The 23966-nt window shown below is 70.6% G+C and carries 22 protein-coding genes; 4 read left to right on the top strand and 18 right to left on the bottom strand.

Features of this window, described 5'->3' with window-relative positions; genetic code table 11:
* Nucleotides 1–29 precede the first annotated feature (29 nt).
* The 5 genes from ftsY to M1E25_RS15670 all read right to left on the bottom strand — a co-directional run bounded on the left by ftsY (nt 30) and on the right by M1E25_RS15670 (nt 8141).
* Nucleotides 30–1238 carry a signal recognition particle-docking protein FtsY gene (gene ftsY, locus M1E25_RS15690; protein WP_251415795.1) on the bottom strand — a complete coding sequence of 403 codons (1209 nt, stop codon included), beginning with the start codon at nt 1236–1238 and terminating at the stop codon, nt 30–32.
* Nucleotides 1239–1836: 598 nt separating this feature from the next.
* Nucleotides 1837–3261, bottom strand: coding sequence for a sugar porter family MFS transporter (locus M1E25_RS15685; RefSeq protein ID WP_251415793.1), 1425 nt, complete (start codon nt 3259–3261; stop codon nt 1837–1839).
* A gap of 222 nt (nt 3262–3483) precedes the next feature.
* On the bottom strand, nt 3484–7041 hold the full coding sequence (gene smc / locus M1E25_RS15680) for a chromosome segregation protein SMC (protein WP_251415791.1): 3558 nt from the start codon (nt 7039–7041) through the stop codon (nt 3484–3486).
* 238 nt (nt 7042–7279) lie between these two features.
* The gene (locus M1E25_RS15675) at nt 7280–7492 is read right to left on the bottom strand and encodes a hypothetical protein (RefSeq protein ID WP_251415789.1); all 213 of its coding nucleotides are present in this window, start codon (nt 7490–7492) and stop codon (nt 7280–7282) included.
* A 367-nt stretch (nt 7493–7859) separates the two neighbouring features.
* Entirely contained in the window at nt 7860–8141 is a 282-nt protein-coding gene (locus M1E25_RS15670; RefSeq protein ID WP_251415786.1) for an acylphosphatase, read from the bottom strand.
* Between the two features lie 403 nt (nt 8142–8544).
* Here M1E25_RS15670 and M1E25_RS15665 point away from each other — a divergent pair, with 403 nt between their 5' ends.
* On the top strand, nt 8545–9216 hold the full coding sequence (locus tag M1E25_RS15665; RefSeq protein ID WP_251415783.1) for a CAP domain-containing protein: 672 nt from the start codon (nt 8545–8547) through the stop codon (nt 9214–9216).
* A 149-nt stretch (nt 9217–9365) separates the two neighbouring features.
* Here the strand turns inward: M1E25_RS15665 and mutM are convergent, their stop codons facing one another.
* From mutM to M1E25_RS15615, 10 genes are all read right to left on the bottom strand, one after another.
* Entirely contained in the window at nt 9366–10283 is a 918-nt protein-coding gene (gene mutM, locus M1E25_RS15660; RefSeq protein ID WP_251415780.1) for a bifunctional DNA-formamidopyrimidine glycosylase/DNA-(apurinic or apyrimidinic site) lyase, read from the bottom strand.
* Between the two features lie 110 nt (nt 10284–10393).
* Nucleotides 10394–11200 carry a ribonuclease III gene (gene rnc, locus M1E25_RS15655; RefSeq protein WP_251415777.1) on the bottom strand — a complete coding sequence of 269 codons (807 nt, stop codon included), beginning with the start codon at nt 11198–11200 and terminating at the stop codon, nt 10394–10396.
* A gap of 19 nt (nt 11201–11219) precedes the next feature.
* Nucleotides 11220–11393 carry a 50S ribosomal protein L32 gene (gene rpmF / locus M1E25_RS15650; protein WP_069814991.1) on the bottom strand — a complete coding sequence of 58 codons (174 nt, stop codon included), beginning with the start codon at nt 11391–11393 and terminating at the stop codon, nt 11220–11222.
* A 2-nt stretch (nt 11394–11395) separates the two neighbouring features.
* Nucleotides 11396–12022 (bottom strand): YceD family protein, encoded by a 627-nt coding sequence (locus tag M1E25_RS15645; protein ID WP_251415798.1) that lies wholly within the window; start codon nt 12020–12022, stop codon nt 11396–11398.
* A gap of 146 nt (nt 12023–12168) precedes the next feature.
* Entirely contained in the window at nt 12169–13401 is a 1233-nt protein-coding gene (locus M1E25_RS15640; protein WP_251415776.1) for a cell division initiation protein, read from the bottom strand.
* Between the two features lie 134 nt (nt 13402–13535).
* Nucleotides 13536–14045, bottom strand: coding sequence for a pantetheine-phosphate adenylyltransferase (gene coaD, locus M1E25_RS15635; RefSeq protein WP_251415774.1), 510 nt, complete (start codon nt 14043–14045; stop codon nt 13536–13538).
* Nucleotides 14042–14644: a 16S rRNA (guanine(966)-N(2))-methyltransferase RsmD gene (gene rsmD / locus M1E25_RS15630; protein ID WP_251415771.1), complete on the bottom strand. Its 603-nt coding sequence runs from the start codon at nt 14642–14644 to the stop codon at nt 14042–14044. Before rsmD ends, coaD begins: the two co-directional genes overlap by 4 nt.
* 103 nt (nt 14645–14747) lie before the next feature.
* Complete coding sequence (locus M1E25_RS15625) at nt 14748–15266, bottom strand: hypothetical protein (RefSeq protein ID WP_251415769.1); 519 nt, start codon at nt 15264–15266, stop codon at nt 14748–14750.
* Between the two features lie 143 nt (nt 15267–15409).
* The gene (gene recG / locus M1E25_RS15620; protein WP_251415767.1) at nt 15410–17608 is read right to left on the bottom strand and encodes an ATP-dependent DNA helicase RecG; all 2199 of its coding nucleotides are present in this window, start codon (nt 17606–17608) and stop codon (nt 15410–15412) included.
* Between the two features lie 82 nt (nt 17609–17690).
* Nucleotides 17691–19409: a DAK2 domain-containing protein gene (locus tag M1E25_RS15615; protein WP_251415765.1), complete on the bottom strand. Its 1719-nt coding sequence runs from the start codon at nt 19407–19409 to the stop codon at nt 17691–17693.
* A gap of 260 nt (nt 19410–19669) precedes the next feature.
* Here M1E25_RS15615 and rpmB point away from each other — a divergent pair, with 260 nt between their 5' ends.
* Nucleotides 19670–19855 carry a 50S ribosomal protein L28 gene (rpmB, locus tag M1E25_RS15610; protein WP_014628431.1) on the top strand — a complete coding sequence of 62 codons (186 nt, stop codon included), beginning with the start codon at nt 19670–19672 and terminating at the stop codon, nt 19853–19855.
* A 143-nt stretch (nt 19856–19998) separates the two neighbouring features.
* Here the strand turns inward: rpmB and thiD are convergent, their stop codons facing one another.
* Together thiD and M1E25_RS15600 are read right to left on the bottom strand one after the other, a co-directional pair.
* Complete coding sequence (thiD, locus tag M1E25_RS15605) at nt 19999–20799, bottom strand: bifunctional hydroxymethylpyrimidine kinase/phosphomethylpyrimidine kinase (RefSeq protein ID WP_251415763.1); 801 nt, start codon at nt 20797–20799, stop codon at nt 19999–20001.
* Between the two features lie 9 nt (nt 20800–20808).
* A complete protein-coding gene (locus M1E25_RS15600) occupies nt 20809–21777 on the bottom strand; it encodes a thiamine-phosphate kinase (protein ID WP_251415761.1) in 969 nt (322 codons plus the stop codon).
* Between the two features lie 191 nt (nt 21778–21968).
* On the opposite strand from M1E25_RS15600, the gene M1E25_RS15595 reads away from it, so the two are divergent.
* Nucleotides 21969–22202, top strand: coding sequence for an Lrp/AsnC family transcriptional regulator (locus M1E25_RS15595; RefSeq protein WP_251415758.1), 234 nt, complete (start codon nt 21969–21971; stop codon nt 22200–22202).
* Nucleotides 22203–22250: 48 nt separating this feature from the next.
* Entirely contained in the window at nt 22251–22739 is a 489-nt protein-coding gene (locus M1E25_RS15590; protein WP_308290433.1) for a DUF3515 domain-containing protein, read from the top strand.
* Between the two features lie 2 nt (nt 22740–22741).
* Here M1E25_RS15590 and M1E25_RS15585 read toward each other — a convergent pair whose 3' ends face one another.
* Nucleotides 22742–23932: a D-alanine--D-alanine ligase family protein gene (locus M1E25_RS15585; protein WP_251415755.1), complete on the bottom strand. Its 1191-nt coding sequence runs from the start codon at nt 23930–23932 to the stop codon at nt 22742–22744.
* Nucleotides 23933–23966: the final 34 nt, after the last annotated feature.

Genomic DNA, 23966 nt, shown 5'->3' with positions numbered 1-23966 from the left:
TGCTGCCGGGCGCCGCCGTGAGCGGTGGCTCAGTCGCCGATCAGCGCGTCGACGAACGCCTCCGGCTCGAACGGGGCCAGGTCGTCCGCTCCCTCACCGAGACCGACCAGCTTCACCGGGACACCCAGCTCCCGCTGGACGGCCACGACGATGCCGCCCTTGGCGGTGCCGTCCAGCTTGGTCAGCACGATGCCGGTGATGTCGACCACCTCGGCGAACACCCGCGCCTGGACGAGTCCGTTCTGTCCCGTGGTGGCGTCGAGGACGAGCAGCACCTCGTCGACCGGGCCGTGCTTCTCCACGACCCGTTTGACCTTGCCGAGCTCGTCCATGAGGCCCGTCTTGGTGTGCAGCCGCCCGGCCGTGTCGATCAGGACCACGTCCGCGCCCTCGGCGATGCCTTCCTTCACGGCGTCGAAGGCGACCGAGGCGGGGTCGCCGGCCTCCGGGCCGCGGACGGTACGGGCGCCCACCCGCTCGCCCCAGGTCTGCAGCTGGTCGGAGGCCGCGGCCCGGAAGGTGTCCGCCGCGCCGAGGACGACACTGCGGCCGTCGGCGACGAGTACCCGGGCGAGCTTGCCGGTCGTGGTGGTCTTGCCCGTGCCGTTGACACCGACGACCATCACGACGGCCGGGACGTCCAGGCCGCCCTCTGTGTGAACGGAGCGGTCCTCGTCGGGTCCGATCAGCTCGAGCAGTTCGGCACGCAGCAGGCCCCGCAGTTCCTCCGGGGTCCGCGTGCCGAGAACTCGCACCCGCTCACGCAACCGCTCGACGAGCTCCTGTGTCGGGGCGACGCCGACATCGGCCGTGAGGAGCGTGTCCTCGACCTCCTCCCAGGTCTCCTCGTCGAGATGCTCCCGGGACAGGAGGGTGAGCAGGCCCTTGCCGAGCGTGTTCTGGGAGCGCGAGAGCCTGGCGCGCAGCCGGACCAGGCGCCCCTCGGTCGGCTCGGGGACCTCGATCTCGGGGGCCGGCAGCACGGCCGGAGCCTCGGGGGCGAGCGTCCCCCCGGCTTCCGGGAGCCCGACCTCCTCGATCGTGCGACGTTCTTCGTCGCTGGGGGCCTCAGCCTCGTCGCCGACGTGCGGCTCGGCCGGCGGGGCGGTGATGGTCGGGGCGCCCGGCGGCTCGGAGGGAGGCAGTTCCTTCTTCCGGCGGCTGCCCACCACGAGTCCGGTGACAACGGCACCGACCGCGACGAGGGCGATGACTACAGCGAGAATCACGATTTCCATAACCCGTCCAGTATCAATCACGCCGGCGGTTCCCCCACATACGTCACACGGGGATTTCGCATGTCCCACTCCTCCCGTGGCGAGTTGTCCTCCGGGAGCGGGACGAGGGGAAATCCGCGGCATCAGTGGTTCTGCTCACGGGGGCGCCGGGCTCGTCGTCTTCAACGGCCTCGGTCTTCCGGCAGCCCCTTCCCGCCGGTCGCCTGTGCGGCGAGGGCGTGCGGCGTGCACGGTCGGAGTCGTGTCCGTGACGGGCTGGGGTGGAGCCCCGCGTCCGATGCTCTCGCGGATGACGTCCGCTGTGCGCGGCACTGCGTACCGGGGCTGGTGCTCCGGACGCCCGGTTCGGCCGGGAGACGATCAACGCGGTCACCGGCGCCTACGCACTGCTCACCGTACTGGACCTGCCGATTCGGCGTCGGGAACAGCGCCCCGCTGATCGTGGGCATCGACACGATCGCCGTGGGCATCAGCCGGGCCCTGTCCGGACCGGAGTGCCGCTGAACGCCCCGGCCCCGCGGCCGTCGCAACGGATGCTGCCCCCGGCTCGTGACCGAGCCGGGGGCAGCATCCGTTCGAGGAGAAGAGCAGCGGGGGGTCAGCCCATCTCCTCGAGCGCCTTGCCCTTGGTCTCCGGCACGAACTTGAGCACGAAGGGAATCGAGAGCACGGCGAAGACGGTGTAGAGCACGTACGCACCGGAGAGGTTCCAGTCCGACAGGCTCGGGAAGGACACCGTGATCAGCCAGTTGGCGACCCACTGAGCAGACGCGGCGACGCCCAGGGCGGCGGCGCGGATCCGGTTCGGGAACATCTCGCCGAGGAGGACCCACACGACCACGCCCCAGGACAGGGCGAAGAAGAGCACGAATGCGTGGGCTGCGACGAGGGCCGCGGTGCCCTGCAGGTCGGGCATCGAGATGTTCTGGCCGGTGCCCGTCTTGTAGGAGAACGCCCAGGCCGCGACCCCCAGGGAGAGGGCCATGCCGACCGAGCCGATCAGGGCCAGGGGCTTGCGGCCGATCCGGTCCACGAACAGCATCGCGATGACCGTTCCCACGATGTTGATGATCGATGTCGTGAACGAGTACAGGAAGGAGCTCGTCGGGTCGATGCCGACGGACTGCCACAGCGACGACGAGTAGTAGAAGATCACGTTGATGCCGACGAGCTGCTGGAAGACGGACAGCCCGATGCCCACCCAGACGATCGGCAGGAAGCCGCTGCGGCCGCCCAGCAGGTCGCGGAAGGTCGACTTGGTGTCCCGCTTCATCGCGTCCTCGATCTCGGCGACGCGGGTGTCCAGGTCGACGGACGCACCCTCGACCTCGCTCAGGACCGCGCGGGCCTTCTCGGTCCGCCCGACGGAGATCAGGAAGCGCGGCGACTCCGGGATGACGAACGACAGCAGACCGTAGAGGATGGCGGGCACGACCATTACGCCGAGCATCCACTGCCAGGCCTCGATGCCGGCGATCTTTCCTCGCTGCTCGCCGTCGGCGAGGTTGAGGATGGCGTAGTTGGCCAGCTGGGAGACGGCGATGCCGATGACGATCGCAGCCTGCTGGAAGGATGCGAGGCGTCCGCGGTAGGCGGGCGGCGAGACCTCGGCGATGTAGGCCGGGCCGATGACCGACGCCATGCCGATGGCGATGCCGCCGAGGACCCGCCACAGGGCGAGGTCCCACAGGGCGAACGGAAGCGCGGAGCCCACGGCGCTGGCCGTGAAGAGTACGGCCGCTATCTGCATGACCCGGATCCGGCCGATGCGGTCGGCGATGCGTCCCGCCGTTGCTGCACCGATGGCGCAGCCGATCAGTGCGGCGGCGATGACCTGGGCGAGCGCCCCCGAACCGATGCCGAACTTGCCCCGGATGCCCTCGACGGCGCCGTTGATGACGGAACTGTCGTATCCGAAGAGGAACCCACCCATCGCGGCCGCCGCCGCGATGAAGATGACGTGGCCCAGATGTTCGGGTTGGGCTTTGCGCCCCTCTGGCGTCAACGGCGTAGTGCTGGTCAACGTGTACTCCTGTGGCCCGGCAGCGCGGCCGGGCGTGGGTGACGGGCGCTCCCGGTGAGGCCGAGGAAAACAGCCGCCACCCGAAGCTAAAAAACGACGTTGCAGAGACTATGCCTTCAAGTTTCGAAGTCAATAGTTCGTGACAGACGCCTCTTCGCACGACGGCGAAGGCGCTGCATTCAAGACTTGTAAATGATCTTCGAGAGGACGACGCCACCTACATCAGTGCAGCCGCTGACTGATGACCTTGGACACCCCGTCGCCCTGCATGGAGACGCCGTAAAGGGCGTCGGCGACCTCCATCGTCCGCTTCTGGTGAGTGATCACGATCAGTTGCGAACTCTCCTGCAGCTCCTCCATGATCCGGATCAGCCGCTGCAGATTGGTGTCGTCGAGTGCTGCCTCGACCTCGTCCATCACATAGAACGGGCTGGGCCGGGCCTTGAAGATCGACACCAGCATCGCGACGGCCGTCAGCGAGCGCTCGCCGCCCGAGAGCAGGGACAGCCGCTTGACCTTCTTGCCGGGCGGCCTCGCTTCCACGTCCACTCCGGTGGTCAGCATGTTGTCGGGGTCGGTCAGGACCAGCCGACCCTCGCCCCCGGGGAACAGCCGGGAGAAGACACCCTCGAACTCACGGGCCGTGTCCCGGTACGCCTCGGTGAACACCTGTTCCACGCGCTCGTCCACCTCCTTGACGACCTGGAGCAGATCCGCCCGGGTCTTCTTGAGGTCGTCGAGCTGTTCGGTGAGGAACTGGTGCCGTTCCTCCAACGCCGCGAACTCCTCCAGCGCGAGGGGGTTGACCTTGCCCAGCTGCTGGTACGCCCGCTCAGCGGCCTTCAGCCGCTTTTCCTGTTCCGTGCGCACGAAGGGCTTGGACTCCCCCCGCTCACCGTCCCCCTCGACCGTGACGGGCACCGGCTGATCGGGACCGTACTCGGCGACCAGCACATCCGGCTCGACGCCGAGTTCCTCCAGCGCCCTGCTCTCCAACTGCTCGACCCGCATGCGCTTCTCGGCACCCAGCACCTCGCCCCGGTGGACGGAGTCGGTCAGCTTGTCCAGCTCGGACTTCAGGTCCCGGCCCCGGTTCCGCTCAGCGGCCAGCGCACTCTCGTACCCGGCTTTCGCCTCCTCGGCCGCCGACACCTCCTCCTGGGCCCTCACCAGCGACACTTCGACGTGCGCGAGCAACTGGCGGGTTCCGTCGGCGACCGCGCCGGCCACCGCGGCTTCGTGCCGCAATCGGGCCCGACGTTCCTCCGCCCGTGCGCGGGCCTGCCGTTCGGCTCTCGCCGCCCGGTCCAGGGAGTCCGCCCGGCCTGCCAGGCCCCGGGCCCGTTCCTCATGCGTCCTGGCCTGGAGACGCGCCTCCATTTCCGTCTGCCGCGCGTTGGCTCCGTCTGCCGCGAGCCGATCGCGGACCGAGGTGTCGGGGTCCTCCTCGGCAGGGGCCTCCTCTGCGGTGCGCAGGCGTTCGGCCAGTTCCTCCGCCTCTTCCTCGGCACGGTGCAGCGCGGCTTCGGCCTTGGCCACGGCCGCCGTCGTCCGCTCGGCCTCACCCGCGGCGCCCCGGGCCTGGCCGCCGAGGCGCCCCAGTGACTGGGCGATCTTCGACTTCTCCCGGTCCGCCGCGCTGCGGGCGGCCGCGACCTCCTCCAGATTCGCCCGGCATCCGGACCGGTGGTCGGCGGCGCGGCTCTGAGCCGCGGCCAGTTCCTCGCACCGCACGTCCAGTTCCTCGAGTTCCGCCGCTGCCTCGTCCACAGAGGCCTGGACCTCGAGCAGACTCGGTGCACCGGCGGATCCGCCCTGCGCGAAGTGCCCTGCGAAGAGGTCTCCCTCGGCCGTCACCGCGGTCAGTCCCGGATAGTCGGCAACCGTGTCCTCGGCATCCTCCAGGGTTCCCACCACGACAACGCCGGACAGCAGACGGTGCACCGCGGGCAGCAGCGGGGCCGGGCCGCTGACCAGGTCGGCCGCGTGACGCAGACCGTCCGCCGACGGTTCCGCCGGCCCGACGTGCCGTTCCGCGTCAGCCGATACGGAGGTGTCCTCGGTGGTCGCGACGAGCAACGCCGAACGTCCTGCGTCCTGTTTGCGCAGCAACCGCAGGGCGTCGGCCGCGGTCCCGGGGTCGGCGACACCGATCGCGTCGGCCGCGGCGCCGAGGGCAGCGGCCACAGCGAGTTCGTATCCGGTGGCGACGGTCAGGAGTTCGGCCACCGGGCCCAGCAGACCGGTGAGCCGGTCGGACGCCTCGAGGAGTGCTCCGCTGCCGTCCTTGCGCCGCAGCCCCATCGCGAGGGCCTCGTGCCGGGCGGCGACCGCGGCGCGCTTGCGTTCCGCGGCGGTGGCGGCCTCGCGGGCGGCGTTCAACGATGCTTCGGAATCCGCGAGTTCGCGCTTGGCCTGCGCGTGACGCTCGGCAAGTTCGGCATCGTCGGCATCGAGTCCGTCGACCTCGGCCTTGAGCTGCTCGTACTCCTCCTGTGCAGCGACGGCCCGTTCCTGTGCCTCGTCCCGCGCGGTGGCCAGCCGACCGATCTCGGCCTGAGCCGACGCGGCCCTGCTGCGAGCCGCCCCCACCTGGCCCTGCAACCGGGCAAGGCCCTCCCGGCGGTCCGCGAGGGCCCGGGCGACGTCCTTCAGACGGCGTTCCTCGGCCGCGAGGGCACGCTCCAACTCGGCGCGATGGGCGACCGTGTCGTCGAGGGCCCGCTGTGCGGCCTCCAGACTCGCCTCGAGCTCCGCCTCCTGCTCCCGGATCCGGGTGGCCTCGCGCTCCATGTCCTCGGGGTCGCGTCCACGCCGCTCCTCGGCGGGGGCGGCCGTGGCGCTCTTGACGCGCGCATCGGCGAGGCTGACGGTGCCGCGCACCCGCTCGGCCAGCCGGGAGAGTTCGTACCAGGTCCGCTGGGCGTTCTGCAGCCGCGGGGTGAGCCTGCGCACCTGCTCCTCGAGAGCCGCCTCACGGTGCTGGGCCGCCCGCAGCTCCGCCTCCACCGCTTCCTTGCGCTCCTTGAGCGCGGCCTCGTCGGCGGTTTCGGTGCGCAGGGACTCCTGCAGGGTCACCAGGTCGTCGGCGAGCAGCCGCAGCCGTACGTCCCGCAGGTCGGCCTGGATGACGGCCGCGCGGCGGGCCACCGCGGCCTGTCGGCCGAGTGGTTTGAGCTGGCGGCGCAGTTCACCCGTGAGGTCCTGCACCCTCGCCAGGTTGGCCTGCATCGCGTCCAGCTTGCGAAGCGCCTTCTCCTTGCGCTTGCGATGTTTGAGCACCCCTGCCGCTTCCTCGATGAAGGCCCGGCGGCCCATGGGGTCGGCGTGCAGGACCGAGTCGAGCTGGCCCTGTCCGACGATCACGTGCATCTCGCGGCCGATGCCGGAGTCGGACAGCAGTTCCTGGATGTCCAGGAGGCGGCATGTGTCGCCGTTGAGCTGGTACTCGCTGCCGCCGTTGCGGAACATGATCCGCGTGATGGTGACCTCGGCGTAGTCGATGGGCAGCGCGCCGTCGGCGTTGTCGATGGTGAGCGAGACCTCGGCCCTGCCCAGCGGGGGACGTCCGGTGGTGCCGGCGAAGATCACGTCCTCCATCTTGCCGCCGCGCAGCGACTTGGCACCCTGCTCGCCCATGACCCAGGACAGGGCGTCCACGACATTGGACTTGCCGGATCCGTTCGGGCCGACGACACACGTGATGCCCGGCTCGAAGCGCAGCGTCGTGGCCGAGGCGAAGGATTTGAACCCGCGCAGGGTCAGGCTCTTGAGGTGCACGCCGTCGGACTTTACCCCCCGGCCGTGACACGGCCCCCCGGTTGCGGGACGGGCTGTGCGACGTGTGCGCACTCCTGCGGTTTCACCGGTGAGTGCGCAGGGCACATCACACGGTAAGGAGGGCGACGATCTCGGGGGGCGGGGAATGGCGCAGAAACGACGAAGGGACGCCAGGAGGGCGTCCCTTGAAGAATCTCGAGCGGCTGACGAGCAGCCCGACCAACCCGGGGGCTGAAGGTCAGGTGAGCGCGGGCTCCGCCTTGGTTACGTCGATGTCGATGCCGTCGAGCAGCGAATCGCCGTGGTGAGCGGCGGCCAAGAGGGCGTCGTTCTGGGCCTGAACCCGTACGAGTTCGGATTCGAGGTCCTGGACGCGCCGCTGAAGCCGTCGCATCTCGGCGAGGAGTCGCGGGTCGGAGCCACCGACGTATCCGAGAAGCGCCTTTGCCATGATGGATGGTCCTCCACAATGAGTGACCGACCGATGCGGTGTGGGTCGTGAGGGAGCGCACCCGCGATGCCTGCCATCACCATCACCGACGATGACACACAGCTGTGGTGCGCGGGGACTCCAGCGTCTCACCAAAAGGTATGGCGGTCAACACGATCACACCCCGTATCAACGGCCGACCTGGGGGCGCACGGCAGCAGACCGTCCGGCGCGGCTTCTCTCAGGGGCCCACGGGGTGTGTCGATCACTCTTCGGGCGGCAGCCTTGCACGCTGCGGCGTTCTTGGCAACCACCAGGGCACTTCCGGCTGGGACACCCACGAGCGTCCACCGGAGTCCGGAGGCCGGCGCCCTCCCCACCGGCGCTCTCACCGGATCTCGAAACCGGAGTAGATCCGGCGCGGTGCCTCCCAGATCTCCGTGACACCGTCGACCCGCCCGGGCGTGTCTCCTCCGCGCAGCCAGGCGAGCAGCCGGTCGCAGTCGGTACGGCTCCCCTCGGCCACGACCTGCACCCGCCCGTCCGGGCGGTTGGACGCGAAGCCGTGGAGCCCACCGATGCGCAGCGCCTCGGCTCGTGTGAACCAGCGGAAACCGACACCCTGGACGCGGCCTCGCACCCAAGCGGTGACACGGACGTCTTCGTTCATGCACGCACGCTAGCCGTCGGGAACCCCCTGGGGGCACTGACCCCCTTGCTGTGATGGCGTACAGTCGCGCGCACACAGATGTCACCCGATCGGGTGAATCGTCGTCTCCGCCCTGCGCGGGCGGGCGGCGCGCGAAGGACGCGGAACGGAAAGGGAATCACTCATGGGCCGCCACAGACGCTCCGGTTCCGGAACTGCTTCCCGCCCCCCGGCCGCCACGGGCGCACATCCGCGCCGCGGCGGCCGACGTCGTCTCGCCCTGCGCACGGGGCTGCTGGGCGCAGCCGCGGTCCTCACCGCCGGCGGTGTGGCAGTCGGTGCAGGTGTCACGCCGCAGAATCCTTTCTCCCCGGCCGGCGGGTCCGGAGAGAGCACACGGGCCGCAAGCCCGACGGAGATCACCGTGCCGGACTACTACTCGCCCGGTCCGACCGCCTCCGAGCGCGGCACCCCGTCCGCGAGTAGGAGCGGGGGGCACTCCGCCTCGGCCTCGGCCTCCCGAAAGGCGGGCTCGCCGTCGGCCTCGGTGACCCGGACTCCCGCTGCATCCACCTCCCCCGGCACGTCCGCTCCGTCCCGGGCCTCTTCGGCCCCGGCCGGGACAGCCACGCCCTCCGAGCGGCCCACTTCGGCCTCCCCCACCGCAACGCCCTCCGAGCGGCCCACGTCCGCAACTCCCACCCGATCGGCCGACACGCAGTCCGCCGAGGAGGCGGAAGTCCTGCGGCTCGTCAACCAGGAACGTGCACAGGCCGGATGCAGCCCGGTCACCGCCGACCCGGGACTCGGTGACCTCGCGGGCGACTTCAGCGAGGACATGGCCGTGCGCAGCTTCTTCGACCACACCGACCCCGACGGGAACGACCCGTGGGACCGTGCCCGGCAGCGCGGGATCGACAATCTCGGCGCAGAGAACATAGCCCGCGGCCAGCCGAACGCCCGGGCCGTGATGGACTCCTGGATGCAGAGCGAGGGCCATCGCGCGAACATCCTGAACTGCGACTACCGCACCCTCGGCGTGGGGCTCCACACCGCCGACGGTGATCACTGGTGGACTCAGGAATTCGGCTTCTGAGGGACGACCGTTACTGAGGGCCGATGCGGCCCTGCCCTCAGCCATCTCCCGGGTGCCTGCCGGGATTCGTCCGCGTGTACCGGCTTCCCGGGGCCGGGAGGAGAACCCGGTCGGCGGGGCATTCGCGCGTTCCTCCGCGACCGGAGTGGTCAGCGCCTCGGCGTCCGCTGGCAGCGCGGGCAGTAGTAGCTGGAGCGGTTCATCCACGGACGGCGGCGCATCGCGGTACCGCACCGGCGGCACGGTTCTCCTTCGCGGCCGTAGGCGTCCAGCGAGCGCTCGAAATAGCCGGACTCGCCGTTCACATTCACGTAGAGGCTGTCGAAGCTCGTGCCTCCGGCGGCCAGGGCGGCCGTCATCACGTCCCGTACGTGCACGAGGAGCGCCGCGCAGAGCGCCCGGGTCAGGGTTGCTGTGGGCCGGTCGTAGTGCAGCCGGCTACGCCACAGCGCCTCGTCCGCGTAAATGTTGCCGACGCCGCTGATCAGTGACTGGTCCAGCAGGGCCCGCTTGACGGTGGTGCGCCTGCGGCGCAACGCGGCGTGGAAGGCCGCCTCGTCGAAGTCCGGGTCCAGGGGGTCGCGGGCGATGTGGGCGATGGCGTCCGGGAGTCCGTCCGGCTGTCCGGGCGCATGGTCGTGCAGGGAGAGTCCGCCGAACGTCCGCTGGTCGACGAACCGCAGTTCGGTGCCCTCGGTCTCGCCGGATACCGGCACACGGTCATCGTCGAAACGGATACGGATACGCAGATGCGTTTCGTCCCGGGACTCGCCCTGCTGGAGGAGCAGTTGACCGCTCATGCCGAGGTGTGCGAGCAGCGAGGTCCCCTCCGGCGCGGCCGGCCCGTCATTCCCGGACGGGGATTCCAGCGGCAGCCAGAGGTACTTGCCCCGGCGGTGGGCCGCGCCGAAACGACGGCCGACGAGCCGGTCGGCGAAGTCCGCCGGACCGGCGACATGCCGACGCACGGCCCGCGGGTGCAGGACCTGGACTCCGGAAACGATCCGGCCGCTGACCCAGCGCTCCAGGCCGCGGCGGACGACCTCGACCTCGGGCAGTTCGGGCATCCGTCTCTCCTCCCCTCCAGTGTCCGGCCCTGGGCGGCCGGACATGACGCGGCCCACCGGCGCTGACCGGTGGGCCTGTCACTCCTCGTCCTGCCCGGAGCGGGACGAAGTCAATGCGTCACGTGCTGCGCGTCGTCGGCGGCCGGGGTGTCGGCGGCCGGGTCGTCCGCTTCCCGCGCCGCGGCAGCTGCGTCGGCGGTTTCCCGAATGGCCAGCCAGGCAGCTTCCGCCGCCTGCTGCTCGGCCTCCTTCTTGCTGCGGCCGGTGCCGGTGCCGTACGCGACACCACCGACGCGGGCTGCAGCCGTGAAGGTCTTCTCGTGGTCCGGACCGGTTTCGGTGACCAGGTATTCGGGAACGCCGAGCCCCTCGGTGGCGGTGAGCTCCTGGAGGCTGGTCTTCCAGTCCAGGCCCGCTCCGAGACTCGACGACTTCTCGATCAGCGGATCGAAGAGCCGGTGCACCAGCTCCGCGGCCGCGTCGAGCCCCTTGTCGAGGTACACGGCGCCGATCACCGCCTCGAGGGTGTCTGCGAGGATCGATGCCTTGTCCCTGCCTCCGGTTCCTTCCTCGCCCCGGCCGAGCCGGATGAAGGAACCGAGATCGAGGCCGCGTCCGACCTCCGCCAGTGCACGTGAGTTGACCACCGCGGCCCGCAACTTGGCCAGTTGGCCCTCGGGAAGGTCCGGGTGGATCCGGTACAGCGTGTCGGTGACCACCAGGCCGAGCACGGAGTCCCCGAGGAACTCCAAGCGCTCGTTGGTGGGCAGACCGCCGTTCTCGTACGCGAACGAGCGGTGCGTCAGCGCGCGCACCAGAAGGGCGGACTCGAGCTGATACCCGAGCCGCCCTTCCAGAATCGTGTGGGACGAGGCCGTGTCCGCCTGCGCCTTCTTCGGCGTTGCGGCGTCTGACATGGAGCCTCTCACCCGCCGATCAGACCTCGAGGACCTGGCGGCGGTTGTAGGTGCCGCAGCTCGGGCACGCGATGTGCTGCTGCTTCGGCTCATGGCAGCGCTCGCACGACACCAGGGTGGGGACCGCAGCCTTCCACTGCGACCGGCGGTGGCGCGTGTTGCTGCGCGACATCTTCCGCTTCGGAACAGCCACGGCTACTTCTCCTGCTTCTCGTCGACGCCCGCTTCGGCGCCGCTCACGTTGTCCTTCTCGCCGTCCTGGATGGTCCCGGCGAGTCCCTGCAGTGCCGCCCAACGAATGTCGACGGCTTCGTGGTGGTGGTCCGGGTCGTCAGCGAGCCGCGCTCCGCACTCGGAGCACAGACCCGGGCAGTCCTCCCGGCACACCGGCTGCAGCGGCAGTGCAAGCACCACCGCGTCGCGCAGCACGGGTTCGAGGTCGAGCAAGCCGTCCTCGAGGAAGAGGGTCTCCTCCTCGGCGTCGTCATCCGGTTCCGTTTCGTGGGACCGGCTGTCGGCGTCGGGGTAGGAGTACATCTCCTGGAAATCCGCTTCGAGCTCTCGCTCCAGCGGCTCCAGACACCTTACGCACTCCCCCGTCACCGGTGCACGGGCGGTGCCGGTGACGAGCACACCTTCCATGACCGACTCCAGGCGGATGTCGAGCTCCACCGTCGCCCCGTCGGGCACACCGATGACCTCGACACCGAGGTTCTCGGGGGCCGCGACCGAGCGGGAGAGCCGCTGCATCGCACCCGGACGACGCCCCAGCTCGTGCGTGTCGAACACGAGAGGGTTGCGGTGGTCGAGGCGGGCGTTCAGGGCTTCCTGCTTTCTACGCTTCGGTACCGGCCACCGCACATGGATGCGGGCAGCCGAGATCGCGGACGTGCACGCGACCGAAGTGCCAGGATACTGGACCCGCCGCCTCAGACCCAATCCGGACCGGCGACCGCAGGAAGCGCGAGTCAGCGGCCCTGCTCGTACTCCCGGACCCGGTCCAGGTCGATCATGCTCGTGTCGAAGAGGCTGGTCTCGTCCAGGGAGGCGTCCGACTGGTGCTGGTAGTACTGCTGCCCGGCATCCGCCGAAGCGTACTGCTGCATCCCGGAACCGGCCTGCGCCGGGACGTAACCGGCGTTCGGGTCGTAACCCTGTTGCTGCCAGGCTGCGTACGGGTCGTGAGCGGGGTAGCCGTACGCGTCCTGCTGGGAGGTGTACGGCACCTGCTGCCCGTAGCCGCCGGAGTGGTCCTGTGCGGAATAGCCGGCGACGTCCTGCACGGGGTAGCCGTAGACGTCCTGCTGATATCCCCCGGGCTGCGGCGCGGCCTGCGCCGCCGCGGCGTAGTAGTCCTGCTGCCCGCCGTCTCCCGGGACGTAGTCCGGGGCGGGTGGCGCCTGCTGCGGCTCCGGCTGAGCAGCCGGCGACGCTGCGGCGACCGGCCGCTCCGCGACGTCCTCGAAGTCCGGAGCCTGCGGTTCCGCGAGGCCGGCGAGGTAGTCGTCGTCGCTCGTGCGGGGCGCCTGAACGGCCCCGTCCTGGGCCGCCATGTGCGCCCCGAGTTCGTCCGACGGACGCGTCCCATGGAGCTTCTGCCGGCCTCGCCCGACGGCCGCGAGCGTCTTGGACAGCACGGCCTCGAAGGCCCCGAGCTTGGTGTCCACGTACGCGTCGGCGCGCTCCTGGAGCACCCGCGGGTCGGCGCTGCGCTCCGGGGCGTCCTCGTCGACACCGCCGAACTCGTCCGCGCCGGGGCCGCGGCCGAGCAGTTTCTCCCGGCCCCGGTCCACCGAGCCGATGGTCTTGGTGAGGACCACCTCGAAGTTGGCCAGCTTGCTGTCGACGTAGTCGTCCGCCTCGACCCGCACTTCCTCCGCCTCCCGGCGGGCCGCACCGAGGATGCGGTCGGCCTCCTCCTGCGCGCGGCGGACCAGCTCGGTGTCGGCGAGGAGGGAACCGCGCCGGCTGTGCGCGGATTCGATGATCCGCTCGGCCTCGCGCTGCGCCTCTTCCACCATCTGCTCACGAACGCCGATCAGCTCCTGCGCCTGGGCCAGCGAGCCGGGAAGAGCGGCCCGCACGTCCTCCAGCATGGTGAGCAGCTCTGCGCGGTTCACCACGCACGAGGCCGACATGGGCATGGCACGGGCGCTGCCGATCGCTTCGACGATCTCGTCGAGCTTCTTCTGCACGTCCACCTTGCGCTCGCCTTCTCCGCCGGGACCGGGATGCTCCCGGAGTGACACGGCCGTCGGGCCGTACGGACGGGTTCCCGACCGACTGTACGACCAGCAGGCGGCACATCGACACTTACTGACGCGCCGTCAGCTCGTCATCTCTCGGCGAACCGCCGACCGAGTGCCTCCAGCACCACCGGCGGCACCAGGTGAGAAACATCTCCGCCCCAGGCCGCGACTTCCTTGACCAGGCTCGACGAGAGGAAGCTGTAGGTGGGGTTGGTGGGGACGAACAGCGTCTCGACTCCCGAGAGGCCGTTGTTCATCTGAGCCATCTGCAGTTCGTAGTCGAAATCGCTCACCGCGCGCAGGCCCTTGACGATGGCCGGAATGTCCCGCTGCTTGCAGAAGTCCACCAGCAGGCCGTGGAAGGCCTCGACCTCGACGTTGCCGTACTCCGCGGTGACCTGGCGGATCAGGTCGATCCGCTCCTCCACGGTGAAGAGTCCCTGCTTCGACTTGTTGATCATCACGGCCACGTGCACGACGTCGTACAGCTTGGAGGCCCGGGCGATGATGTCGAGGTGGCCGTTGGTGACGGGGTCGAAGGACCCCGGACAGACTGCGCGGCGCAACAGTGGTTCCTCGCTCTCCGGTGCGTTCATGACGGCACGCCCGACATGGGCTCGGACGCACTCGCCGGAAGGGCGCGACCGTACCAAAGCGTCCCCTCGCCGTAGCGCCGGGACCGCAGGCCCTCGAAACCGGTCGGCCAGCCGAATCCGCCCCCTCGCGTACTGCGCTCCACGGTGACGACGGCATCGTCCGCGAGCCACCCCTGCGCACGGAGTGTGAGGAGGATCTCGCACAACTCGGCGTCGTTGACGGCGTAAGGGGGATCGAGGAAGACCACCTCGTACGGCTGCTCCGGCGGCGTGCTCGCGACGACCTGTTCCGCCTTCGCCGTCCGCGCCTCGGCGCCGGGCAGCCCGAGGGCACGGATGTTCTCCCGCACCGTGCGCGCCGCCCGGCCGTCCGCCTCGACCAGCAGGACGTGCGCGGCCCCCCGCGACAGCGCCTCCAGACCGACGGCCCCGGACCCCGCGTACAGGTCCAGGACCCGCACCCCCTCCAGGTCACCGAGCAGCGACGTCCAGGTGGAGAACAGGCCTTCACGCGCCCGGTCGGAGGTCGGGCGGGTGCTCCTGCCGGGTGGTACCGCCAGTCGGCGCCCGCCGGCGGCGCCGGCGATCACGCGGGTCATGGATGTCCGGTCCTTCGTGGTGGGTGGAGCAGCCTCCGCCCGGAATGACGGCTGCTGCTCCACCACGATATGGCGTACGGCGCCCCGCATGCGCCGCCTGAGATCAGCCCTGCGACGCCTCCGGCGCTGCACCGACCAGGGCCGGTGAGACGTACCGGGACCAGGAAAGGCACCCGTCGGGCGGGCAGTGCTCGGGGCTGCGGGGGTCGTGGCCGAGTTCACGGAGTTTGGTCCGTACGGAATCCGGTGTCCGGCCGAAGCGGGCGGCTATCCGGGCGATGGCCTCCCCGGCGTGGAAGCGCTGGGTCAGATCCTCCTCGTGCTGGGGCACCCAGGGGGCTCCGTGTCCCGGGAACAGCTCGCGCAGTACGTCCCGGTCCGGTATGGGCTCGGCGACATCGGCGACGAGGGCGAGCGCACGCAGGGCCCGGTTGAGGGCGATGCGCAGCGGCGGGACCTCGCTCAGCGGCACCGTCAGCGAGCCGGAGGCGAGGAGGGCGTCCGGGGCACTCTCGTGCCATCCGGTCAGGGAGAGGGTGACGGTGGTGTCGTCCTCGCTGGCGAGCTCGATCCGGAAGACCTTGTCGCCGAGCGGCAGTTCGTTGAGATGCCGGAATGCCATGAATACAGCCCCCAATGACCCATGTCTGCCGATCCGTTGCGGATCGGTTCGGACTGTGTCCATTCTTCCAGCGGGCACTGACAATTGCCGCGGGCCCGTCGACCGCGGGGGCCGACCGCTCCCGGCCGGCCCCCGCGCCGGCCTCAGCCCTTCTCCAGGTACTGCTCGCGTTCCGTGTCGAGGAGCGCGTCCAAAGCCGTGCGCAGCGCCGGGAATCCGGCGAGTTGCGGGTCGTCGGCCACGATCGCCGTCGCTTCCTCCCGGGCCGCAGCGATCACCTCCTCGTCGTCGATGACCGCGAGCATCCGCAGGGACGAACGGACGCCCGACTGGGCCTGTCCGAGCACGTCCCCTTCGCGTCGCTGCTCCAGGTCGATCCGGGAGAGCTCGAAGCCGTCGAGCGTCGCGGCGACCGCACCCAGGCGGGCTCGCGCCGGGGAAGCCTCGGGCATGTCGCTGACCAGGAGGCACAGGCCGGCCGCGCTGCCGCGGCCCACCCGGCCGCGCAACTGGTGGAGCTGGGAGACGCCGAACCGGTCCGCATCCATGATCACCATCACGGTCGCGTTGGGCACGTTCACCCCGACCTCGACGACGGTGGTCGCCACCAGGACATCCACCTCGCCCGCGGCGAACCGGCGCATCACACCGTCCTTGGACTCGGGTGCCATCCGGCCGTGCAGGGATTCCACCCGCAGACCCCGCAGCGGCCCCTTCACGAGCTCGTCGGCAACCTCCAGCACCGCGAGCGGAGGACGTCGTTCGGCGCTGTCGCCGTCGGCGGGCTTCGCGAGCTGGTCCTCCTCGTCCCCGATGCGCGGGCACACGACATACGCCTGGTGTCCAGCCGCGATCTCCTCACGCACCCGCTCCCAGGCCCGGGTCAGGAAGTGCGGCTTGTCCTTGGCCGGGACCACGTGGCTGGCGATGGGCAACCGGCCGGCGGGCAGCTGGTCTAGGACCGAAGTCTCCAGGTCGCCGAAGACCGTCATGGCCACCGTGCGCGGAATGGGGGTGGCCGTCATCACCAGCAGATGCGGTGGCTGCTTGCCCTTGGAGCGCAGAGCGTCGCGCTGTTCGACGCCGAACCGGTGCTGCTCGTCGACGACGACCAGGCCCAGGTCATGGAACTGCACCCTGTCCTCGATGAGGGCGTGCGTACCGATCACGACCCCGGCCTCGCCGGTCACCAGATCGAGCAGTGCCGCGCGGCGGGACGCGGCCCCCATGGAACCGGTGAGCAGCACGACCTTGGTGGCCTGTTCCGCTCCACCCAGCATCCCTCCCTCGGCCAGCTCGCCCATCATCTCGGTGATGGACCGGTGGTGCTGCTGGGCCAGCACCTCGGTCGGCGCCAGCATGGCCGCCTGACCTCCCCCGGCCACCACGGCGAGCATGGCCCGCAGCGCAACGAGGGTCTTGCCGCTGCCCACCTCGCCCTGCAGCAGCCGGTGCATCGGATGGTCGGTGGCGAGATCGGCGAAGATCTCGTCGGTCACCGTGCGCTGGCCCTCGGTGAGCGTGAACGGCAGGGTGGCGTCGAAGGCGTCGAGCAGCCCGCCCTCGGGCGGAACCCGGGGCACGGCCGGAAGTGTGCTCTCCAGGTGCCGGCGGCGGGCCAGCGCCACCTGGAGGACGAAGGCCTCGTCCCACTTCAGCCGGGCGCGTGCGTCCGCGATGTCGGCCTTGGTGCGCGGCAGATGAATCCTGCGGAAGGCCTCCGGCAGGGACGTCAGCGCCCGGCCCTCACGCAGCGTCCGGGGCAGCGGGTCCTCGACGTCCTGCCACCCGTCGGCCTCGAAGGTGTCGAGGAGCGTGGCGACCGCCTTGGCGATCTGCCACGAGGCCAGCTGTTTGCAGGCCGGGTAGAGCGGCAGCAGCCGGTTCGCGAAGGACTCGACGTCCTGCGGTCCGCCGTCCACGCCGAGCAACGCGTAGTCGGGGTGGGCCAGCTGGCGGGTCCGGTTGAAGACGGAGACCTTGCCGGCGAACATGCCGCGGCGTCCGGGCAGCAGCTCCCGTTCGTGATGGTGGGCTGCCCGGCCGAAGAACACCAGGGTGAGGGTGCCGCTGCCATCGGTGACGACGACCTCGAGCCGGACGCCCTTGCCGCGGTTGAACGTCTTCTTCGCCGCCTTGGAGACCTGCGCCACCACCGTCACGTGCTCGTCGAGCGGGAGGTCCGCCAGGGCGGTGAGTTCGCCCCGTTCGGCATACCTCCGCGGGTAGTGGTGCAGCAGGTCGCCGACCGTGTGCAGGTCGAGATGCTCGGCCATCACCTTCGCGGTGGTGCCGCCGAGGGTCTTCTTGAGGGGTTCATCCAGCGCTGGCACGCTGTCCATTGCACACCACCGCAGTGACAGCCGGCCTCGGACGCCCCCGGACTGCCGTGTCGCCGGCGCACGGACCGCCGCCACCAGGGGGCTACTCGACCCCGATCAGCAGCAGCGGAGCCTGCTGGCCCCCGTGGTACACGACGGTGTCGACGGCCAGATGCCGCTCCCGCACATGCCCCTCCAGCCGGTCGGCGAGACCGGCGGGCAGGTCCGAGCCCAGCACCAGGGTCACCATCTCCCCGCCGGCCGCCAGCATCCGGTCGATGACGGTCTCGGCGGTCGATGACGCGTCGGCCCCGATGACGGCGACGTCACCGTCGATCAGGCCGAGCACGTCACCGGCCTGGCACACTCCGGCCATCGTCCACGACTGCCGTTCGGCCACCACGAGATCCGCGCAGCGGGTGCCCCCGGCGGCCGCGGTCATGGCCACCACGTCCTCGTCGAACCGCCGGCCGGGCTCGTGAACGGCGAGGGCGGCGATGCCCTGCACCGCCGAGCGAGTGGGGATCAGGGCGACCCGCACGCCGTCGGCGCGGGCCTGTTCGGCCGCCGCGGCCGCGGGATGGAGCAGATCCGGATCGTTGGGCAGCAGCACGACCTCCCGGGCTCCGGTCCGCCGGATCGCCTGCACCAACTCGCCGCTGGCAGGCGGCTCCCCGGGGCGTGCGGTGACCGCGGCCGCCCCGGCCTCGCGGCACAGTTCCGTGAGTCCCTCGCCGGGGAGGACGGAGACCACCGCCCGGGCCGGCGCGGGCCCGTCCACCTCGTCCTCCGCCGGGCCGCGGTGCAACTGCCCGCCCCCGGCCGACGCCGCACCGGCGAAGTGCGTGACCCGGATCCGGTACGGGCGTCCGGCCTCGATCCCCGCTTCCACCGCCGCACCGGCGTCGTCGACGTGGATGTGCACGTTCCACAGCCCGTCCCCACCGACGACGACCAGCGAGTCGCCCAGCGGATCCAGCCGTTCACGAAGGCGGGTCACACTCGCGTCGTCCGCCTCCAGCAGATAGATGACCTCGTAGGCGGGGCCGTTCTTCCCTTCGCACTGCCCCGCGGCCGCGGGCGTGCCGGAGCCGTCACCGTGACGGGCCGGGTCCCTTGTACCGCCCCCGGGCCGGCGGACCTGCCCGACCGGGGCCGGGCTCATCGGGCTCTCCCCCGAGACGGCTTCCACCAGGGCGTTCAGCACCGTGACCAGTCCGCAGCCACCTGCGTCGACGACTCCCGCCCGGCCGAGCACGTCCAACTGGTCGGGCGTGGCCTCCAAGGCCACACGTGCCGCTTCATGCGCCGCGCGGACGACGGCGACCGCGTGTCCGGACGACTGCTCTGCCGCATCCGCCGCCGCGGCCGCCACCGTGAGCACGGTGCCCTCGACGGGGTGCGCCACAGCCAGATAGGCCGACTTCACGGCCTGTCGGAGCGCCCGGCGCAACCGGTCGGCGTGCTGCTCAGGATCGTCCGCCTCCGGTCCGGCGCAGAGGACGTCGGCCATTCCGCGCAGCAGTTGAGCGAGGATGGTGCCCGAGTTTCCCTGGGCTCCGATCAGCGCGCCGTGGGCCATGGCCCGCATCACGTCGGTGAGCGCGGGTGCCGGATCGGCGGGCATGACCGTGTGAGCGGCGAAGACGGCGTCCACGGCGCGCGCCGCCGACTCCACCGTGAGGTACAGGTTGGTGCCGGTGTCGCCGTCGGCTATGGGGTAGACGTTGATGGCGTCGATCTCCTCCCGGCCGCGGCCGAGGGCGTCGAGCGCCAGCCGGCACCAGTCACGCACAGCGGGGGCGTCCAGCGTGTGCGGCACATGGTCCTCCTGAGCGCGATGAGGGTGCGCGGTATGCAGTCCCGGGCCGGTTCCGTCCGGCCACCGCAGCGTAGTCACCGGATCGCAGCTCGCATCCGGGCGGGGCGGGGAATGGCGCCGGTTTCACTGTCGGCGATCCACCGTTGTATGCTGCTCCGGTTGCCCGATGTGGATCGGGCCAATCCCCTGGCACCGCCGGTCACGTGAACCGGGCGCGCCGGGACTCACCGTACGTGCATCTGAAGTCTTTGGAGTGACCCGTGGCTGCCAACTGCGACGTCTGCGGCAAGGGGCCGGGCTTCGGCAACAACATTTCGCACTCGCACCGCCGCACTCGCCGTCGTTGGAACCCCAACATCCAGACGGTGCGCGCAGTGGTCGGTCGGACGCCGAAGCGGCTCAACGTCTGCACCTCGTGCATCAAGGCCGGCAAGGTCGCGCGCTGACGTCCCCGTCGCAGCGCAGCCTCCGCTGGTTGCCGAAACCGGCTCACTCGTCGAGTGGGCCGGTTTTCTGTTTCCCGGCCCACTCGGCGAGGGAGCAGGCGTGGCGACGGCGCGGACCCGAGGACCCCTCCGGGCGGGACGCGTCAGCGCAGCCGCCAGCCATGATCGACCGGGCCGAGGCCGCTGCCGAGCGCGAAACCGGCAGCTATCGCGCCTGTCACGTAGTCCTTCGCCGCCGTGACCGCGGCCGGTACGTCGCGGCCCTTCGCGAGTTCGGCGGCGACGGCGCTGGCCAGGGTGCAGCCTGTGCCATGGGTGTGGCGGTTGTCGTGACGGGGCGCTCGCAGCCAGTGCTCCGTGGTGCCGTCGGTGAGGAGGTCCACGGCCTCGCCCGGCATGTGCCCGCCCTTGATGAGCACCCACGACGGACCGAACTCGAGGACGGCTGACGCCGCCCGGAGCATGCCCTGCTCGTCCGTGACGCCGATACCGGTCAGTTGCAGCACCTCGTCGAGGTTGGGGGTCGCGACGGTGGCCCTCGGCAGCAGCGCGGTGCGGACCGCGCCCAGCGCCGACGGGGCCAGCAGCGGGTCGCCGTGCTTGGAAACCCCGACGGGGTCGACAACCACCGGCACTGTGAGATCCGCCAGCAGTTCCGCGACCGACTCCACGAGTTCGGCGGTGGCGAGCATTCCGGTCTTCACCGCGTCCACGCCGATGTCGTCGACGACGCTGCGGAACTGCGCCCGTACCGCCTCCGCGGGCAGTTCCCAGGCGCCCTGCACACCCTGCGAGTTCTGAGCGGTGACCGCCGTCAGCACACTCATTCCGTGGGTCCCGAGCGCCAGCATCGTCTTCAGGTCCGCCTGGATTCCGGCGCCGCCGCCGGAGTCCGAGCCGGCGACGGTGAGCACGCGGGGCAGCGGCCGGCCGGTGATACGCATGCAGCGAATCTACCCGGTGGGTTCGGTGTCCCCGAAGTGATCCCAGCCCGCGTGCTCCCACGGGGCTCCGTCGACCGTCACGAGCGGCAGCGCCGAGGGGTTGAGCACCTCGCCGATCACCCGCCAGCGGGCGGGGAGTTTCACGTCCGGCGGGAACGTCGCGACGATCGCGTGGTCCTCGCCACCGTTGAGCACCCATTGCAGGGGGTCGACCCCTACGGCCTGCCCGATGTCCGACATCTGCGAGGGGATGTCGATCGCCGCCGCGCGCAGGTCGATGCGGACCTTCGACGCCTCGGCGATGTGACCGAGGTCGGCGACCAGCCCGTCGCTCACGTCGGTCATCGACGTGGCGCCGAGCCCTGCTGCGGCCGGGCCCGCGTGGTAGGGCGGTTCCGGGCGCCGGTGCGCTTCGACGAAGGCACGCGGGGAACGGAAACCGCGGGATAGCACCGCGTGGCCCGCTGCGGACCAGCCCAGCCAGCCGGCTACGGCGACCACGTCGCCCGGCTGAGCGCCGGCCCGGGTGACCGGTTCGTGGTTGCGCAGGTCACCCAGCGCGGTGATGGCCACGGTGATGCAGTCGCCGCGGACCACGTCGCCGCCGACCACGGCGGCGCCGGCCACCTGGCATTCGTCGCGGAGCCCGTCCATCAGCTCGGTCGGCCAGGTCGCGGGAAGATCGGCCGGGACGACGAGCCCGAGCAGCAACGCCGTGGGCACCGCGCCCATCGCGGCGATGTCGGCGAGGTTCTGAGCGGCTGCCTTCCGTCCCACGTCGTAGGCGGTCGACCAGTCGCGCCGGAAGTGCCGGCCCTCGAGCAGCACATCGGTGCTGGCAACGACTCTCCGGTCCGGCGCGGCGACCACCGCGGCGTCGTCGCCGGGCCCCAGCCGTACCGCCGGGGTGGTGGTGAGCCGGGAGGTCAGCTCCCTGATGAGGCCGAACTCGCCCAACTCGCCCACGGTGCCCTTCATCCCTGTGCCCCTATCCAGACTCGGTTCGTGCGATCTCGCGCGGTTTCGGCGGCATCGGTAACGTCGGAATGCCGGGTACCGGACCGGCGAAGCACGCAACTGTGGGCGCAGGTCTCCCCACGGCGCGTGATCGCGCGGTACCGTGTCGTCCCTTCTCTCCCCATGATCCTCGAAGCCGCCGTGGAGGACCCGTGGTAAAGGCGTACATCCTGATTCAGACCGAGGTGGGCAAGGCGTCGGTCGTCGCGGAGACGATCGCAGCCATTCCCGGAGTGATCCAGGCGGAGGACGTGACCGGGCCCTACGACGTCATTGCGCGGGCACAGTCCGACACCGTGGACGAGCTGGGCCGTCTGGTGGTGGCGAAAATCCAGCGGGTGGACGGCATCACACGCACCCTGACCTGCCCTGTCGTCCATCTCTGATCCCCCCGGGGGCCGGGGAGCCCCCGCACCGCCACGTATGCTCGGCCGGTGAGCGCATTTCCCGTCCGGCTGTCCCACTTGGCCCTCGCTGCTGTGCTGTCGACCGCCGTCGGCTGCTCCTGGCACGACGCCGGGAACGGCCCGGCGGTTCCGAAGCCGTCGGGCCCCGCTGCCGCCATGTGCCGGTCACTGCACGACGGCCTGCCGGGAACCGTCGACGGGCTCACCCGCAGTGCGAGCGAGCCCGCTTCGGAATTCACTGCCGCCTGGGGCGACCCCGAGGTGCGGCTGCGCTGCGGTGTGCCGCGGCCCGCGGTGCTCACCCCCGGAAATGAAGATTACAACCCGACAGCGGAGGCGGTGGACGTGAACGGCGTCAGCTGGCTCCTGGAGAAGCAGGGCGACGGCTACCGGTTCACCACCACCGGGCGCAGGGCCTTCGTCGAGGTGACGGTCCCGGACGACTACGCCCCCGAGGTCAATGCGCTGACCGACCTCGCGAAGTCCGTGCGGAAGACCGTTCCCAGCGAGTTGTAGTGTCAGCGCAGCCCGGTCGGCCGGCGCAGCGCCGCCTGAACGAGCCGGTCGACGAGCTCCGGGTAACTCACGCCGCTTTCCTGCCACATCCTCGGGTACATCGAGATCGGGGTGAAGCCGGGCATCGTGTTGATCTCGTTGATGACGAACTCGCCGTTCTCCAGCAGGAAGAAGTCGGCACGGACCAGCCCCTCGCAGGACGTCGCCTCGAAGGCCCGGACAGCCAGTTCCCGGACGCGCTCGGTCTGCTCGGGCGTGAGCGGCGCGGGCACGATCCCGGTGGCCGAGTCGATGTACTTGGCCTCGAAATCGTAGAAGTCGTGGCTGGTCACCGGCGGGATCTCGGCCGGCACGCTGGCGCGCGGCCCGTCCTCGAACTCCAGCACGCCGCACTCGATCTCACGGCCGCGGAGCAGCGACTCGACGATGATCTTGGGATCGTGGCGCCGTGCCTCGGCCACCGCCTCGTCCAGTCCCTCCAGACCGTCGAGCTTGCTGATGCCGAAGGAGGAACCGCCCCGGGCGGGCTTCACGAACAGCGGCCAGCCGTGCTCACCGGCGAGGTCGACGATCTTCTTACGGGCCGCAGCCGGATCCTGCTCCCACTCCCGCGGCCTGATGACCTCATAGGGACCGACGGGAAGTCCGAAGGAGATGAAGATCCGCTTCATGTACTCCTTGTCCATGCCCACCGCCGATGCGAGCACGCCCGCCCCGACGTACGGCACACCGGAGAGCTCCAGCATCCCCTGCAGGGTGCCGTCCTCCCCGTACGGGCCGTGCAGCAGGGGGAAGACGACATCCACTTCGCCCAGAGCCTTGGGCATCGAACCGGGTTCGGACCAGACGACCTCACGGCTGCCCGGGTCGACGGACAGCAGCACGGCACCGGAGTCGGACTCCGCGATCTGCTCCACGCTCGGCATCGCCCGGTCCGCGATCGCCATGCGGTCGGGGTCGTCGGCGGTCAGTGCCCACCGGCCGTCGGTGGTGATGCCGATGGGCAGCACCTCGTACTTGCTCCGGTCGAGGGCACGCAGTACGGCGCTCGCGGTGACGACGGAGACGCCGTGCTCGGAGCTGCGACCGCCGAACACCACGGCGACGCGGGGTTTGCGCTGCTGATCCGCGGCGGACGACAGCCCGGCCTGATCGGCGGGAACTGGGGTCTGGGAAGGGGAGTCGCTGCTCATATCGCGTTGAGGTTACCTTGCAGTCGGTACGGAG

The sequence above is a fragment of the Streptomyces meridianus genome (genome assembly GCF_023703325.1).
GTDB classification, from domain to species: domain Bacteria; phylum Actinomycetota; class Actinomycetes; order Streptomycetales; family Streptomycetaceae; genus Streptomyces; species Streptomyces meridianus.
The sequence above is the reverse complement of the archived record's forward strand: the minus strand, read 5'-3'. Positions and strand labels throughout refer to the sequence as shown.

Excerpts from the sequence above, each read along its gene's own strand:
- M1E25_RS15675 (WP_251415789.1), bottom strand. The coding sequence starts at position 7,492 with ATGGCAAAGGCGCTTCTCGGATACGTCGGTGGCTCCGACCCGCGACTC.
- mutM (WP_251415780.1), bottom strand. The coding sequence starts at position 10,283 with ATGCCCGAACTGCCCGAGGTCGAGGTCGTCCGCCGCGGCCTGGAGCGC.
- M1E25_RS15670 (WP_251415786.1), bottom strand. The coding sequence starts at position 8,141 with ATGAACGAAGACGTCCGTGTCACCGCTTGGGTGCGAGGCCGCGTCCAG.
- thiD (WP_251415763.1), bottom strand. The coding sequence starts at position 20,799 with ATGCGTATCACCGGCCGGCCGCTGCCCCGCGTGCTCACCGTCGCCGGC.
- recG (WP_251415767.1), bottom strand. The coding sequence starts at position 17,608 with ATGGACAGCGTGCCAGCGCTGGATGAACCCCTCAAGAAGACCCTCGGC.
- rnc (WP_251415777.1), bottom strand. The coding sequence starts at position 11,200 with ATGTCAGACGCCGCAACGCCGAAGAAGGCGCAGGCGGACACGGCCTCG.
- M1E25_RS15600 (WP_251415761.1), bottom strand. The coding sequence starts at position 21,777 with ATGAAGGGCACCGTGGGCGAGTTGGGCGAGTTCGGCCTCATCAGGGAG.
- M1E25_RS15585 (WP_251415755.1), bottom strand. The coding sequence starts at position 23,932 with ATGAGCAGCGACTCCCCTTCCCAGACCCCAGTTCCCGCCGATCAGGCC.
- rsmD (WP_251415771.1), bottom strand. The coding sequence starts at position 14,644 with ATGACCCGCGTGATCGCCGGCGCCGCCGGCGGGCGCCGACTGGCGGTA.
- M1E25_RS15625 (WP_251415769.1), bottom strand. The coding sequence starts at position 15,266 with ATGGCATTCCGGCATCTCAACGAACTGCCGCTCGGCGACAAGGTCTTC.
- coaD (WP_251415774.1), bottom strand. The coding sequence starts at position 14,045 with ATGAACGCACCGGAGAGCGAGGAACCACTGTTGCGCCGCGCAGTCTGT.
- ftsY (WP_251415795.1), bottom strand. The coding sequence starts at position 1,238 with ATGGAAATCGTGATTCTCGCTGTAGTCATCGCCCTCGTCGCGGTCGGT.